At 45.3% G+C, this 14203-nt stretch carries 19 protein-coding genes; 11 read left to right on the forward strand and 8 right to left on the reverse strand.

The genetic code is table 11. The annotated features are described in order from the left end of the window. Window positions 1–490: 490 nt before the first annotated feature. The gene (locus tag HF974_00005; protein MBC2696732.1) at window positions 491–805 is read right to left on the reverse strand and encodes a hypothetical protein; all 315 of its coding nucleotides are present in this window, start codon (window positions 803–805) and stop codon (window positions 491–493) included. A gap of 313 nt (window positions 806–1118) precedes the next feature. Here HF974_00005 and HF974_00010 point away from each other — a divergent pair, with 313 nt between their 5' ends. Beyond that, a complete protein-coding gene (locus HF974_00010; protein ID MBC2696733.1) occupies window positions 1119–1289 on the forward strand; it encodes a hypothetical protein in 171 nt (56 codons plus the stop codon). A gap of 200 nt (window positions 1290–1489) precedes the next feature. Here HF974_00010 and HF974_00015 read toward each other — a convergent pair whose 3' ends face one another. Next, window positions 1490–1867: a hypothetical protein gene (locus HF974_00015; protein MBC2696734.1), complete on the reverse strand. Its 378-nt coding sequence runs from the start codon at window positions 1865–1867 to the stop codon at window positions 1490–1492. Window positions 1868–1933: 66 nt separating this feature from the next. On the opposite strand from HF974_00015, the gene HF974_00020 reads away from it, so the two are divergent. From HF974_00020 to HF974_00050, 7 genes are all read left to right on the forward strand, one after another. Further along, window positions 1934–2803 carry a DUF89 family protein gene (locus HF974_00020; protein MBC2696735.1) on the forward strand — a complete coding sequence of 290 codons (870 nt, stop codon included), beginning with the start codon at window positions 1934–1936 and terminating at the stop codon, window positions 2801–2803. 153 nt (window positions 2804–2956) lie between these two features. After that, the gene (locus tag HF974_00025) at window positions 2957–3958 is read left to right on the forward strand and encodes a glycosyltransferase family 4 protein (protein ID MBC2696736.1); all 1002 of its coding nucleotides are present in this window, start codon (window positions 2957–2959) and stop codon (window positions 3956–3958) included. Between the two features lie 108 nt (window positions 3959–4066). Further along, on the forward strand, window positions 4067–5047 hold the full coding sequence (gene radA / locus HF974_00030; GenBank protein ID MBC2696737.1) for a DNA repair and recombination protein RadA: 981 nt from the start codon (window positions 4067–4069) through the stop codon (window positions 5045–5047). After that, window positions 5044–5718: a phosphoglycolate phosphatase gene (locus HF974_00035; GenBank protein ID MBC2696738.1), complete on the forward strand. Its 675-nt coding sequence runs from the start codon at window positions 5044–5046 to the stop codon at window positions 5716–5718. The genes radA and HF974_00035 overlap by 4 nt, the downstream gene beginning before the upstream one ends. 634 nt (window positions 5719–6352) lie before the next feature. Beyond that, window positions 6353–6592: a hypothetical protein gene (locus HF974_00040; protein MBC2696739.1), complete on the forward strand. Its 240-nt coding sequence runs from the start codon at window positions 6353–6355 to the stop codon at window positions 6590–6592. After that, window positions 6582–6947: a type II toxin-antitoxin system PemK/MazF family toxin gene (locus HF974_00045; protein MBC2696740.1), complete on the forward strand. Its 366-nt coding sequence runs from the start codon at window positions 6582–6584 to the stop codon at window positions 6945–6947. Before HF974_00040 ends, HF974_00045 begins: the two co-directional genes overlap by 11 nt. A gap of 11 nt (window positions 6948–6958) precedes the next feature. Continuing rightward, window positions 6959–7135, forward strand: coding sequence for a hypothetical protein (locus HF974_00050; GenBank protein MBC2696741.1), 177 nt, complete (start codon window positions 6959–6961; stop codon window positions 7133–7135). Window positions 7136–7275: 140 nt separating this feature from the next. Here the strand turns inward: HF974_00050 and HF974_00055 are convergent, their stop codons facing one another. Next, window positions 7276–7455, reverse strand: coding sequence for a hypothetical protein (locus HF974_00055; GenBank protein ID MBC2696742.1), 180 nt, complete (start codon window positions 7453–7455; stop codon window positions 7276–7278). Window positions 7456–7491: 36 nt separating this feature from the next. Here HF974_00055 and HF974_00060 point away from each other — a divergent pair, with 36 nt between their 5' ends. Beyond that, window positions 7492–7656: an HAD hydrolase family protein gene (locus tag HF974_00060; GenBank protein MBC2696743.1), complete on the forward strand. Its 165-nt coding sequence runs from the start codon at window positions 7492–7494 to the stop codon at window positions 7654–7656. A gap of 176 nt (window positions 7657–7832) precedes the next feature. Here the strand turns inward: HF974_00060 and HF974_00065 are convergent, their stop codons facing one another. The 3 genes from HF974_00065 to HF974_00075 form a co-directional block, all read right to left on the reverse strand. Beyond that, window positions 7833–8114: a UPF0175 family protein gene (locus tag HF974_00065; GenBank protein MBC2696744.1), complete on the reverse strand. Its 282-nt coding sequence runs from the start codon at window positions 8112–8114 to the stop codon at window positions 7833–7835. Between the two features lie 203 nt (window positions 8115–8317). Then, a complete protein-coding gene (locus HF974_00070; protein MBC2696745.1) occupies window positions 8318–8599 on the reverse strand; it encodes a PRC-barrel domain containing protein in 282 nt (93 codons plus the stop codon). A gap of 19 nt (window positions 8600–8618) precedes the next feature. Beyond that, entirely contained in the window at window positions 8619–10838 is a 2220-nt protein-coding gene (locus HF974_00075) for a CDC48 family AAA ATPase (GenBank protein MBC2696746.1), read from the reverse strand. 100 nt (window positions 10839–10938) lie between these two features. On the opposite strand from HF974_00075, the gene larC reads away from it, so the two are divergent. Both larC and mfnA read left to right on the forward strand, forming a co-directional pair. Next, window positions 10939–12153, forward strand: a complete 1215-nt coding sequence (larC, locus tag HF974_00080) for a nickel pincer cofactor biosynthesis protein LarC (GenBank protein ID MBC2696747.1) — start codon at window positions 10939–10941, stop codon at window positions 12151–12153. A gap of 38 nt (window positions 12154–12191) precedes the next feature. Continuing rightward, the gene (gene mfnA, locus HF974_00085; protein ID MBC2696748.1) at window positions 12192–13316 is read left to right on the forward strand and encodes a tyrosine decarboxylase MfnA; all 1125 of its coding nucleotides are present in this window, start codon (window positions 12192–12194) and stop codon (window positions 13314–13316) included. Window positions 13317–13379: 63 nt separating this feature from the next. Here the strand turns inward: mfnA and HF974_00090 are convergent, their stop codons facing one another. Continuing rightward, window positions 13380–13685, reverse strand: coding sequence for a transcription factor S (locus tag HF974_00090; GenBank protein ID MBC2696749.1), 306 nt, complete (start codon window positions 13683–13685; stop codon window positions 13380–13382). An 89-nt stretch (window positions 13686–13774) separates the two neighbouring features. Continuing rightward, window positions 13775–14203: TIGR00296 family protein (locus HF974_00095; GenBank protein ID MBC2696750.1), on the reverse strand; the 429-nt coding region annotated here is incomplete at its 5' end.

The raw sequence follows: 14203 nt of genomic DNA on the forward strand, positions 1-14203 counted from the left end.
AGATTGTCGGAAAAGCCTTGTTTTTCAATATTTCAGCTTTACGGTCTAAACTCGACATGGCGCAACATGGTGATTTAGTTGGAATAATAATTTTGAAAGTTTCAATTTAAGCGCTTTTTAGGTACTTTTCCGACAGTCTCATTTAAATGTGTTCTGGATTGTAAAGAATTCATGTAAAGGTAGGGACAGCATTTCCCGTCATACCCATGTGCCGCCAGAGTATCTGTTTCTCAGGTTCGCACCCGGGAATGATGAAATTGTAGGGTGCTTGGTATGCGAAGAGATATTCGCGGCCGGGGCCGGATGGAGATTGGAGGTGATGGGTTTGATGGAATACCGGATGCTGTGATGGGAGTGGCCTGGGGGGTGATGGAAGAGGTTGTGCGGTATTAACTGCATCACCCCAAGATGAAGTTTTGTCAAAAAAAAACTCTGCAAACATGCAGAATGATGGAAAAAATCGAAAATTACTCTAAAACCCAGCCCACATTTATTTATTACTTGAATCATTCCGCCTTTTGTAAAATGTTGTTGTATAGTTATATATTAAAAGTCCAATAACCCAAAAGGTCCAGGCATATGCTGGAATTTCATCAATTGTTTGTTGTAGACTACCAATTGGCTTATCCACCACACATCGGGTAAGCACCGGATAACCCTGTGCAAAGTGAATTGAAATATCTTGAAGCGGCTCATCGTAAATAAACATGAACTGTAGCACATGGATTAATTCGTGACCGAAGACTGCCGATATAAGTGCAGAAATAATGATTGTTGAGTGAAATAGTGCTGATTTAATGTTCATTGGTGCAGCACCATCCCGTTAACTGGAAATATGAACCAATTCAAACATTGATAATTAACAAATCCTCCCCATATTTTAGTAAAACTCTGGCACACCATAGCTGTTCTTAGATGGTGAAAAGATTCATGTTCTACAAGTATAATACCATTATTATTAAACACATATTATAAAACACAATATATAATATATAAACTTATCTCAGAAATTTATAATGATGGTTATGCTAATTATCACGAAATTTTTAACTGTCTATCACTTTAACCTAACTTTGTAAGATGTAGTGAAAAACACCATCAAGCAACTCAATTAATATATGACCTATCAAAACATAAACTCTCTTGCCATTATAAGTAAGGCCGCCCAACTGCTTGATACAAGTACCCTGGATGTTTCAAGGATTGCCAGCGAGCGGAATTTGCTGGTGGGGGCTGCAAAAAGACAGCAGGAAAAAAGCCGTGAAACCGCTAACAATTTATCGATATAGACTTTTACGGGATTATTTTTCTTTCCGTTCAATATAAAGAAACTATAGATATGTCTGTCCAATTCCGGAATACATAATAATTTGATGGTAAGGGTGTACGAAGAGATATTCGGCGGCCGGGGTCGGATGGAGATCGGGGATTTACCCCCTATATACAAAGTATTACTTCCCCCATCCCCCTTTTGTCCCAACAGGAAATCCTAAGTTTCTGACGTGTCAGGAGTTTCTTCAGTCTCCTCTGACACATCTGCTTTAGATCTCAAGGCACTGGAGACCTTATCCAGTTCATCCGCAATTATATTGCGGGCCGAACTGGCCTTTTTCCCCATCTCTTCCTGGAATGCTTCCCTTTCTTCACTGGATGTCTTCTCTACCACATCACTGGTAACTCCATAAGCAAGGGCGCCCAGTGAGATTAACATATCACCAAAACTTTTTGTAACATTCCTAATGTTATGCTCCAGTGGCTGGGAAGAACCCTTACTTTCAATGTCCTTTAGTGCTTTCTTAATATCACCGTACTTTTTATCTGCAAAGGCTTCCCACTCAGTTGTATCTTGAGGTTCTTGCTCCGACATATTTATCGCCATATGAACTATTGTCATCCCATGGATATTAATATTGCTAAAAAAGGTGAATAAGTTTTGAAGATCAATCCAAGATGTGCCCATTGTCTACTATCGAGAGTACATTACCAGGCTCTCTTGAGTACACAAAATCCACAAATCGTGAACAAGGCCGTGATGGCAGCACTGGACGCCCTGCACCAGACATTCAAGCCCAGTGAGCCATCCTCAAAGGTATCCACAATAGTTCACCGCAGGTCATACGAGGCACTTGGCGATCCTGACCCATATAATGAAAAGAAGATACTGAGCAGGGAGATAGCTGTAGGCTTGATGCCACTGGTCCGGTCGCTTGTGGGTGACAGGATATCAGTGGAAGGGTTCAGGCGTGCATCCCTGGCAGCTGCTATTGGTAATAGTTTTGATTTTGGTGTGGATGGGTTCGATGTAAGGGAAGACGATTTTGAAGCTGAGTTTAAGAAAATGTTCAACAAAGGGCTTGATGTAGATGATATTGAGATGATGGTGCCTCTACTGGATAATGTAGTGTATTTAGTAGATAACAGCGGGGAGATCCTGCTTGATACTTTGGTTATCGAACAAATACGGGGCATGGGTGGCAAAGTGACACTCGTGGTGCGCGGGGCACCAATTCTTAATGATGCAACAATGGAGGATGTAGAGATACACGGCATAGGCGAAGTGGTTAACAGGGTACTGACCACTGGTTCCAATGCTATTGGTGTGTGTCTGGATGAGGCACCTCCAGAACTTGTGGAGGCTCTTGAAGACGCAACCCTCATCATCAGCAAGGGTATGGCAAATTACGAGACAATGTCAGAATACGGGTACAGTCCCATTGCATACATGCTCAGGACAAAATGCCAAGTAGTTGCAGATGAGATGGGGCTGGATATGGGGATGCTTGTAGCAAGGCTTGTAGTATAATACGTGATATATGGGATACAACATGTAAGATACAACATTGTGGGATACAACATCTGAGACACTACAAAAATACTACACAAAATTTTTCTATGATGAGCAAGAACAATTTATCCACATATGACTGTTGTTAATTATATAATTGATAATAGATTGGTGAATAGACTAACCTCTAACCGTAAATGGCTTGATTCCTATATCCCATCAATAGCAGGGCGTGTCAAAGAGCAAGGGATTGACGTGGTCTTTGACAAAGACTCGGATTATGACCTGATGCATATACATATTCCAATGGTCCTGGCCTACCGCGTGTCTTGTAAAAACAATAACGGCAATAACGCCCCCATCATATTCCACGGTCACATGACCGAAGATACATTTGTGGTAGGTGGAAAGACAAAATATTTTGTACGGAAATGGCTCAAAAACTTAGCAAATAAGGCTGATATAATCTTATGTCCGTCCCAGTACGCCGCACAATATTATCGCCAGTTACTGCCTGGAAAGGATGTCAGGCAGTTGAATTACGGTATCGATCTCGGGAAGTATGCATATTCAGATCAGGACAGGCAGGCATTCAGGCAAGAGTATGGTATCGGAGATAATGAGACGGTAGTGTGTTCTGTTGGCGGTCTGACACTAAGGAAAGGTGTGAGTGAATTCAGTGAGGTAGCCAGCTGTTTTCCTGATATGCGCTTTATGTGGGTTGGCGGCAGTTTCCATAACAAACAGAGTGTTAAGAGTCTTTACGGCATAATCTCGAAGGAGAATAACACAATCATGAAAGATATGCCATCTAATGTTATGTTTACCGGCTATATCAATAACGTGCCAGGTGCCCTGTCTGCCAGTGATATTTTCTTCTTCCCTTCCAGGCATGAGACCCAGGGCCTGGCCCTTGTAGAGGCAGCAGCTAACAGACGGCCTATTGTGACCAGGGACTTGCCTGTATTCAGGGAATGGCTGACCCACGGGTGTGACTGCCTGATGGGCAGTAGTGAAGAAGAGTTTAATGTCTGCATCCGGCAGTTGATAGATGACCCTGCCCTGATGAGAAGGCTGGGCAGTGCAGCCAGGAGGTCTGCCGAGAAGTACCATGATATTGATATGACATCCAAACGGCTGGGGCAGATATACAATGAGCTGCTGGAAATGTGATGAATACTTTCACCCTGCTTACCCCAGGTTTATATTTATCTAAATAGTATTACCATTGTAAAACTGTGCACCAATACGAAATATACCCAGTGCACCAGGAGATATAAAATGGATGAAAAAATCACTTTGATTGAAGACCTGCCAGGAGTAGGGCCGGCTACAGCAGAGAAATTGAGGGACGCGGGATTCAATTCCATAGAGGCCATAGCAGTGGCATCACCTGCAGACCTGTCAGTGACCGCAGAAGTGGGAGAAGCAACTGCTGCCAAGATCATCATAGCTGCAAGGAGTGCGGCAGATGTGGGCGGTTTTGAGACAGGGGACAGGGTCATGGAGCGCAGGAAACTGGTAGGCAAGCTCACGACCGGGTGCGAGGCATTTGATGAGCTGATGGGCGGCGGTATCGAGACCCAGGCCATTACCGAGTTCTACGGGGAGTTCGGCTGCGGCAAGACCCAGATTACTCATCATCTTGCTGTAAATGTGCAGCTCCCGGAGGAGCACGGTGGTCTGGACGGCTCAGTGATAATGATCGATACTGAGAATACCTTCAGGCCCGAGAGGATTGCCCAGATGGTAGAGGGGACATCCCACCGCACTGGTGAGGAACTGGACCCAGAGGAAATCCTTAACAATATCCATGTTGCACGGGCATATAATTCCAATCACCAGATACTGCTGGCAGAATCTGCCACACAACTGGCAGAGGAACTGAAAGACAGCGGCAAGCCCGTACGCCTGTTGATCGTTGATTCGCTTACAGCTCATTTCAGGGCAGAATATGTTGGCCGGGGCACCCTGGCAGACAGGCAGCAAAAACTGAACAAGCATATGCATGAACTGCTGAAGTTCGGTGACCTGTTCAATGCAGCTGTCGTTGTAACCAACCAGGTAATGTCCAAACCAGATGCATTTTTTGGCGACCCGACCAAACCCATAGGGGGCCATATTGTAGGTCATACTGCCACGTTCAGGTTGTACCTTCGCAAATCCAAAGGCGAGAAGCGTATAGCTCGCCTGGTGGATTCCCCGTGCCTGCCTGAAGGTGAAGCGGTTTTCTCAGTTACAGCAGAAGGACTGACAGATTGAAAGCATTAGTTATTGATATAGACGGAACACTGACCGATGAGCAGCGTCAGCTTGACTTAAGAGCCGCCGCTGCCATACGTGAGTTAACCGTACCTGTGATCCTTGCCAGCGGTAATGTGCTGGGCTTTGTAAAATGTGCCGCAAAACTCATCGGTACATCTGATATCATGATAGCAGAGAACGGCGGCGTGGTATCCATGGGATTTGACGGGCCGGTTCATATCAGCGGGGATAAGGCACGCTGCCGGGAAGTCCTTGGGATACTTGGGGAGCATTTTGACCTTGAGGAACTGGACGGTTTGGAAAGAAGATCAGAGTTGGCACTGCGGCGTGATTTTGATATAGATGCTGCCAGGCAAGTGTTGGTGGATGGGAATATCAGGGGTATAGAACTTGTGGACACAGGTTTTGCCGTCCACATAAAGACCGTGGATGTGAATAAGGGTACGGCACTGGTGGAGGTAGCAAAACTGATGGGACTCGACACCCGGGATATTGTTGCTATAGGGGATTCGGCCAATGATATTGAAATGATCAAAGCGGCTGGCCTGGGTGTGGCAGTGGAAAATGCTCATCCGGCCTTAAAAGATGCTGCTGATCTGGTAACTAATGCTAAGTATGGGGCAGGTGTGGTGGAAGCACTCAAGGACTTAAGACTGTACACATGGTAACTCTGGCTGTACGGTGCTGTACAAGGGCGCTTTGGATTGTGTCACATGACTTTATCCGAGATATACCAAACTTTAACTACTACCTGGAATTGTCGGCATATGGCAAACATTGAAAAAAAAAGAATATTCAATGCAGTAAACTTTTTATTAGGATATAGACAAGTAGATATTGTAACGTCTATGGAAGTGATTGGATTTGGCTAAATGGAAATACAGATCATTGGAATGGATTCATAAAGTAAGAGAAGAAAATTATGAAAAGACGAAGGGTAATGATTTGAAAACCATTATTAAGGATAGTGTCGAAACGGCAAAGACCATAACATCCAAATCAACAACACAATAAAAAGAAGTGTTACTCACCCATGGCACAATTCCAAAATCCAGTGATTTCAACAATTATGTTAGACGCAGAATTACGGTGATTAACGCAGATGCAACCTTAAATCAGCTTAAATCTGGTGAATCAGCGTCTTGAAAATAACTGGAAAATGGGACAGTGTCATTACAGGAAGACCAGAAATTGAATTATAATAAATCTATATCTCCATCTTGAAAGCCTTTGGGGCGGAACAGTATGCAAAGTTTAAAAACGAGGAGCTATAAACTGAACTTAGAGGGAGAGGGATAAAATATGGCGCTATATGCAAAAATTACGAAAGAGGGATACTTATCAATTCCAAAGCAGAGCATCAAGAAGATGCGGTTGAAGACTGGCATGCGGTTCAAATTGTTGGCTGACGAAGAAGATGTTCTGGTTTTAAGGCTTGTACATGAAGATGAGACTCAAGTCGATGAGAGCTCTTTGTTGCTACAACAACAAGCACTAAAAAATATTTGGGATAGCAAAGAGGAAGATGTCTATGAATTATAATCGTGGCGATGTCGTCATTGTTCCATTTCCATTTGTAACTTCGGAAGGGGCATTGCAGAAGGCACGACCCGCGCTGATCATCTCTGACCATTCGATTGATAGGCGTTTTGATGATCTGATTATGGTTGGAATAACATCTCGAATTGTTAAAGATATGAAAAAGACGGAATATAGGATTGTTGAGGGAACGGAGGATTTTAAATATTCCGGGTTGATAAAAACATCGGTAGTACGGTGTGAATACATCATGACCGTGCCACAGGGACTGGTTGCGAGAAAGTTGGGACATTTACCTGATGAAACAATAAAGAAAATCGATAAAAAATTGAAATTGAGTTTAGGAATAAATGAGTAAAAGGTTTTTAAATGGATTACAAATTAAACAACAAAACCGTATGCATCACCGACCTGGGTTATGTCGGACTGCCGCTTGCACTTACGTTCTCTAGACACCTAAAGGTCATTGGCTTTGACGTAGATGACAATAAAATCAAAGAACAAAAAAGCCCCCTTCAGGTGCAAATTAATTGTAGCAATGGCTAAGCATTGGGTGGCTCCAATCTAGTAATTTTTTTCCAAATGCTTCATTTTCTTTAGGAGATTCCTTCTCATATCTATCAAATATCATTTTACTTCCGCATTGTGGACAAACTGATATCTACTTATTAAGATTTTTAATAAAGTTATTGAATGTTGTTTGTGTTATATTTCACTTTTTCAAGCCCGATGTCAGGTTTGACCACAAGATCCTCAATGGAACCTCTGCGGATGTCTATCATAATATTGTTCAATACGCCAAGGGTCACTCCATCTGAGCTGACAACCGGTTTATCCCTGAGATTCCTTGCAAACATTTTGTTCATTACCATATCTTCCAAATTTTTATCGATACTTTATAAATGATCAGGGCGGCCGGCCTGGGTGTGGCAGTGGGAAATGCTCATCCGGCCCTGAAAGATGCTGCTGATTTGGTAACCACAGGCCAGTATGGGGCAGGTGTGGTGGAAGCACTCAAATTAACAGGCCTTGAACTTAACAGGCTGTCCGACAATTATTGTCAGTAAGTATCCACTTCAAAAAGCATGGTATTTTGACCGGATTTACAGGATGTTGACGTTGCGGTATATCCCGTAGATCCTGTTAATCCTGTCTAATAATTTTTAAATTACCCTTATATTTGAAGTGGATACCTATCTTTGATAGTGCAATAAGCGGAGTGGAGTTGGATACAGCAACCATATTATCCGGTAATCCTCTCAAGTGTATCCAGGTTTTTTTCAAAATCTTCAATAGTGTAGTTCAAAGGAACACCGCTCTTATCCAGTAGTGTCAGCATCTCCCATTTATTTCTTACACCTGCCAGTTCAGCGGCTTTACCAAGAGATATTTTGCCTTCCCTGTAAAGTTCAATGGCAAGTGTCCTCTTTATGAAATCTGGCATCTCACTCTCGCGGACTTTGACCGAGAATGGGAAACTTGCAGGAAGGTTAAGAGTGGTCTTTATTTCGCTCATTTTATCCATTTTTATTTTATTTCTAATAGTACATTAACATTTTCTAAATAAAGATGGATTTAGGGATTTATTAAATTAATTCGAGTATAAGTACAGATATTCAGATTTTTAAAATACCTTTTAGTGTTATAACTCCCACCATGCAACCTTTCAACTTTAGGCAGTTGAAAGTCCCGACAATGCAACACAACCCTATAAAAAGATGACCGTATTCACCCCTCAGTAACAGGCGGCTCTGCTGCTGAAGCTAAGGACATGGTCTTATCCACTACAATGTAATCTTTGATGGCCCTGACAGAACCAAAGGGCATGAGGATAAAATCACCATCTTCTTTGTATTTTGCTTTTTCAAGTGCGATGTCAGGTTTGACCACAAGATCCTCAATGGAACCGCTGCGGATGTCTATCACAATATTGTTCAATACTCCAAGGGTCACTCCATCCGAACTGACAACCTGTTTATCCCTGAGATTCCTTGCAAATATTTTTTTCATTACCATATCCTCCAAATTTTTATCTATAACCTATATATGACTTTTGTTCTGTTTTAGTCTTGCCCTCAAACTGTTCTTCCATTCGCTTGTAATATTCACGAATGTCCTCATTAAGGGCAGGCCTGACCTTCTTCAATGCAGCATTGAAATGCTTCATAGTGACTTTATCGGTACCAAAATCTTCCCGCATCGCAGCCATAACAGCCTCACGGCACACGGCCTCCAGGTCCGCACCCACATAACCATCAGTTGAATCAGCGATCTCGCCAATGTCTACATCATCTGACAATGGTATGTTTTCTGTGTGTATCTTTAGTATCTCAATACGCCCATCCCTGGACGGGGGACCTATGAACACGGCCCTGTCGAACCGCCCGGAACGTATCAAAGCAGGGTCCATGATATCAGGCCGGTTAGTGGCTGCCACCACCACCACATCCTTCAAAGCCTCCAGCCCATCCATCTCTATTAGAAGCTGGTTCACTACCCGCTCCAGTGCTTTACTTCCCGCATCCATTCCCCTTATCGGTGCCAGGGCATCTATCTCATCAAAGAAGATCACACACGGTGCCACCTGTCTTGCTTTCCTGAACACCTCCCGGATTGCTTTTTCACTCTCGCCCATCCATTTTGACAGCAGTTGCGGCCCGCGGACACTGATGAAATTTGCATTTGTTTCTGTGGCAACGGCCTTGGCGATCAAAGTCTTTCCGGTTCCCGGAGGGCCGTAAAGCAGCACCCCTTTAGGTGGGTGGATGCCCATCTCCCTGAACCGGTCCGGTCTGCTGAGAGGCCATTCAATTGCCTCCATGATCTCCTGGCGGCTCTGCTTTAAGCCGCCCACCTGGTTCCAGGTCACAGTGGGTATTTCGACCATGACCTCACGCATGGCAGAGGGGTCTATTTCCTTTAGTGCATTATCAAAGTCCTCTGCCGTGATCTTGATTTCATCAAGCAGTTCCGGGGGTATCTCCTGGTCAAGATTAAATTTCGGTATAAAGTGCCTCAACCCTTTCATTGCCGATTCCTTGCACAATGCTGCCAGGTCAGCTCCCACGAACCCAATTGTATGGTCTGCCATTTTTTCCAGGTCTACATCATCTTCCAGGGGCATACCCCTGGTGTGTATCTGTAAGATCTCTAAACGATCGTCCCTGTCAGGGACACCGATCTCTATTTCCCTGTCAAACCGTCCAGGGCGGCGCAGTGCAGGGTCAATGGCATTAACCCTGTTGGTGGCACCTATAACCACCACCTGCCCCCTCTCACCGATCCCATCCATCATGGTAAGTAACTGGGCAACAACCCTGCGCTCCACTTCACCTGTGACATCCGATCGCTTACCTGCAATAGCATCCAGCTCATCAATGAATATTATACCGGGCGCGTCACTGGCAGCTTCTTCAAACATATCCCTGAGTTTCTTTTCACTCTCACCATGATATTTACTTATGATCTCCGGGCCTGCAATAGAATGGAATTTTGCACCACTCTCATTAGCCACAGCCTTTGCTATCATGGTCTTGCCAGTACCGGGCGGTCCGTGCATCAAAACACCCTGGGGTGCACTGATACCAAGTTTTGTGAACACTTCCGGGTGTTTCAGGGGCAGTTCTATCAACTCACGAAGGCGCTGGATCTCTTCGCTCAGTCCCCCCAGATCCTCATATGTAATTCCTGTACTGGCCACTATATCATAACCAACAGCAGGCTTATCCAGTAGTTCTATCTCGGTTGTATCCTTGATTATAACTGCACCTTTTGGTTCCACCTCCACGGCTACCAGACGTGTGGTATGATCCATTTTCATCTGGCCCACTATGGGTTGGGCAACAGTACTGACAAACGGTATAATGTCACCTTCCATAAGAACCCACTTTGACATCTTGCGTTTAACAAGTAGATCTGCCGAACCACCGAGCTTTATACCCTCTCCTTCAGCAGGTGCCAGGACGATCTTTTTTGCATCCTTTGGTGCAGCTTTTTTTACTGATACCTGCTCACCCAGTCCGACACCCGCATTCTGGCGGGTATAACCGTCGATCCTTATGGTATTGGTGTCCCATTCATGTTGATCTGCTCTCCAGACCTTGGCAACTGTGGTTTTTGTACCTTCAAGAAAAACAAAGTCGCCAACAGATATCTGAAGTTTCTGGATTGTATGGGGATCAATCCTGGCAATACCTTTAATGGAATCAGTGGGATAAGCTTTTGTGACTTTAAGTTGAATTGGTTCCAATTGTTTTCCGTCCTATTAATGTAAAATAATTTATAAACTGTTTTTATTGGGTACATATAAGTATTTTTCCAATAAAAGCTATCTGGTTAGCAATATGGACATGACATCAAGAGTTCTGGTACTTGACCCATTTTCAGGAGCATCAGGAGATATGTTTATCGGTAGCCTTCTGGGCCTGGGTGCCAATAAGAAATTGGTTAAAGAAGCAATGGAATTGGCAGCAGACGTCACGGTTAGTATCTTAGAAGTGAAGCAAGGGCTGTTATCTGCAATTAAAGTGGAAGTGCTCCAGCACTCAGACACCAGGCAGACATACGCCCGGATGGTAGAACAAATTGAGTCTGCCGGACTGCCCTGGCATGTGGAACAAGACGTGCTGGGCATACTGGAACTGATGGGCAAAGCCGAATCAGGTGTACACGGTACACCCCTGGATGAACTGCACCTGCATGAGATGGGGCAGCAGGATGCCGTTGCTGATATTGTGGGTGCAGTGTCGGCGTTCCATAATCTGGAACTATCTGGATCCCGGGTACTGTGCATGCCCGTTTCTGTGGGCGGTGGGTATGTTGACACTGCGCACGGACTGCTGCCGGTACCTGCCCCGGCAACGCTTTTTATACTGGATTTATCGAACCTGGTGTGGCGCGGGGGGCCGGTAGAGCACGAACTGCTTACACCGACAGGTGCAGCCATACTGGCGTACCTGGTCAAAAAGTATGGTTCACCTTGCTCAGAATATCCTCAGATGACCTCGTCTGTTACAGGATACGGAGCAGGTTCGAAAGATACTGGTATGCCCAATGTGCTGCGCTTAGTGCTGGGCGAGCTTGATGCCGGGCTGATTATTGACCATGTGGAGATGCTGGAGACCAATGTTGATGATGTTACCGGGGAAGTAATGGGATACCTTATACAGGAACTGATGGATGATGGTGCACTGGACGTCTCAGTGATACCTGCCACTATGAAGAAGGGAAGAAGTGGATTTTTGATCAAGGTGGTCTGCAGGTCTGAAGATACGAACAGGCTGGCGCATAAGATCATTGCAGTGACCGGAAGCCTGGGGGTACGGCTGATCCCTGTCAGGCACAGGCTTACTGCACTGCGCAGGATGATGGATATAGAGATACAGGCAGCGGGCAGGCCATACCAGGTACCGGTGAAGGTGGGGTGTGACAACAAAGGGAATGTTCTTAACATTTCTGCAGAATTCGAGGATTGCAGGCGCATCGCACAGAAGACAGGGTTGCAGGTGAAGGACCTGATGCGCAGGGCAGAAGAGGCGGCAAGGATTCACCTTGATACAGAATAGAACAATTTAACAATACTGTTGACCTTTGGTTGCGACATATGAGAGATAAGGGCGAGACCAAACACGATATCCTGGATAGACTTGAAAGTTACAGGGCCAGGGATTTTTCCTATGACCGGGTGTTAAGTGCCATGTGCACCCGTCCGCATTCAATCGCAGTTGCTGCTCATGAAATGTTCATCGAGACCAACCTGGGTGATGCAGGGCTGTTCCCTGGCACACATGAACTGGAATGTAAGGTAGTCAGGATGCTGGGTGGTATTCTGGGTGACCCATCAGTGCATGGCTATATTACTACCGGCGGCACGGAATCCAATATACAGGCCATGCGGGCTGCCAGGAATTCGGGAATGAGTACAAAGCCTAATATTGTGGTGCCCGAGTCAGCACATTTCTCATTCGATAAAATAGCTGACCTTTTGAAGTTGGAACTGCGTAAGGCAGAACTTGATAACAGCTTCAGGGTGGACCCGGGGTCGGTGGAGTCGCTGATCGATGACAATACAGTTGCAATTGTGGGTATAGCAGGTACTACCGAATTCGGGCAGATCGATCCCATTAAGGAACTTTCAGACATAGCTGTGGAGAGGAAACTGTTTATGCATGTGGATGCGGCATTCGGGGCCTTTGTGATCCCCTTCCTTGGCAGGGAATATGATTTTGATTTCAGGTTGCCTGGAGTATCTTCCATGACAGCCGACCCCCATAAGATGGGACTGTGCACCATTCCGGCAGGTGGACTACTGTTCAGGGACCAAAACCACCTGGAAGGGCTGCAAACAAGGACGCACTACCTGACCATCGATACCCAGCATTCCCTGAGCGGGACCCGCAGCGGGGCAGTGGTTGCAGCTTCATATGCTGTTATGAGGCATCTTGGTATGGAAGGATACCGCCGTATGATGGATTACTGCATGGGACTGACCCGACGGCTTGTTGAGCGTGCAAGGGGTTTTGGTGTGGAGCCGTTGGTTGAACCTGTGATGAACGTAGTAGTGCTGGACGTTGGCGATACTGCTGCTGTAAGGCAGTCTCTTGCAAAAAAAGGCTGGTCCACATCAATAACACGTGATCCGATGGGGATGAGACTGGTATTAATGCCGCACCTTACTGAAAGTGCGATGGATGAGTTCCTGGATGACCTTGAGGGAATATGTGGGTAACTATTGGAATATTCGAATGCCTACTGGAATATATGAATACCTGCTGAAATATTAGTGTAACTATTAATCGTACTCTCTCCAGGTCCGTCCACATTTGGTGCACCTGAAGAACCTGGTTTCACTCTCATCTGCCGACCTTAGCTGTCTTAGCCACCAGTAAGCAGTTTTGTTACCGCATTCCTCACATTTGACCTTCGTAGTGGGAAGTCCTGCCGCCTCATCACCCTCGAGGACCGTGACCTCTCTCTCCTTGAATTCCTTTTTTTCAATGATCTTTTTGGTCTTCTCTTTCTCAAAACCACATTTCCGGCATTTCATCATGCCGCCTGCGGGCATCATCATACTTTTACATTTAGGGCAAAATTCCATTATATTTTACTTCCTTTTCCTGGTATTATAGTACTAAAATGATCTATGTAACTATGTAAAATGTTCGATAACTTGCACTTTTATTGTCACTAATGAAATATCTGCCCTTCAAAGGCAAATACCTCAGTATCAGACTCGACCCATGCATCAGGGAACAGCCCCGCCTTCATGCAGGTCTGGCCCAGGAACTCCTCTGCATCAAAATCATTTTCTACAGCCACCTGGGGCAGCAAAAGTCCCGAATACGGCCCCTTTTGCACGATCAGTCCATGCCTGCCTACTTCAATCTTACCGGGCAGTTCTTCAGGTCTTGCTTCCAGTTGGTGCGGCGTAGTAAGCACTGTGACCTCGATCTGAAGATTCTCCAGTTCATTAAGAGTTACAGGCATGAACCTGGGGTCTTCTGTAGCAGCATTAATGGCAGATATCACAATTGCTTCACCCAGCGGCATGACCGGGTAGGGCCTGCCAATACACCCTCTCAGTTCTATACGGGAGCCGGACCTGTTATTTAAAGT

The organism is ANME-2 cluster archaeon (assembly GCA_014237145.1).
GTDB lineage: Archaea > Halobacteriota > Methanosarcinia > Methanosarcinales > Methanocomedenaceae > Methanocomedens_A.

What these genes read in the sequence shown, in the direction of transcription:
- HF974_00005 (MBC2696732.1), bottom strand. Translation starts at nt 805, where the DNA reads ATGAACATTAAATCAGCACTATTTCACTCAACAATCATTATTTCTGCA.
- HF974_00010 (MBC2696733.1), top strand. Translation starts at nt 1,119, where the DNA reads ATGACCTATCAAAACATAAACTCTCTTGCCATTATAAGTAAGGCCGCC.
- HF974_00015 (MBC2696734.1), bottom strand. Translation starts at nt 1,867, where the DNA reads ATGTCGGAGCAAGAACCTCAAGATACAACTGAGTGGGAAGCCTTTGCA.
- radA (MBC2696737.1), top strand. Translation starts at nt 4,067, where the DNA reads ATGGATGAAAAAATCACTTTGATTGAAGACCTGCCAGGAGTAGGGCCG.
- HF974_00040 (MBC2696739.1), top strand. Translation starts at nt 6,353, where the DNA reads ATGGCGCTATATGCAAAAATTACGAAAGAGGGATACTTATCAATTCCA.
- HF974_00045 (MBC2696740.1), top strand. Translation starts at nt 6,582, where the DNA reads ATGAATTATAATCGTGGCGATGTCGTCATTGTTCCATTTCCATTTGTA.
- HF974_00050 (MBC2696741.1), top strand. Translation starts at nt 6,959, where the DNA reads ATGGATTACAAATTAAACAACAAAACCGTATGCATCACCGACCTGGGT.
- HF974_00055 (MBC2696742.1), bottom strand. Translation starts at nt 7,455, where the DNA reads ATGAACAAAATGTTTGCAAGGAATCTCAGGGATAAACCGGTTGTCAGC.
- HF974_00060 (MBC2696743.1), top strand. Translation starts at nt 7,492, where the DNA reads ATGATCAGGGCGGCCGGCCTGGGTGTGGCAGTGGGAAATGCTCATCCG.
- HF974_00065 (MBC2696744.1), bottom strand. Translation starts at nt 8,114, where the DNA reads ATGGATAAAATGAGCGAAATAAAGACCACTCTTAACCTTCCTGCAAGT.
- HF974_00070 (MBC2696745.1), bottom strand. Translation starts at nt 8,599, where the DNA reads ATGAAAAAAATATTTGCAAGGAATCTCAGGGATAAACAGGTTGTCAGT.
- larC (MBC2696747.1), top strand. Translation starts at nt 10,939, where the DNA reads ATGACATCAAGAGTTCTGGTACTTGACCCATTTTCAGGAGCATCAGGA.
- mfnA (MBC2696748.1), top strand. Translation starts at nt 12,192, where the DNA reads ATGAGAGATAAGGGCGAGACCAAACACGATATCCTGGATAGACTTGAA.
- HF974_00090 (MBC2696749.1), bottom strand. Translation starts at nt 13,685, where the DNA reads ATGGAATTTTGCCCTAAATGTAAAAGTATGATGATGCCCGCAGGCGGC.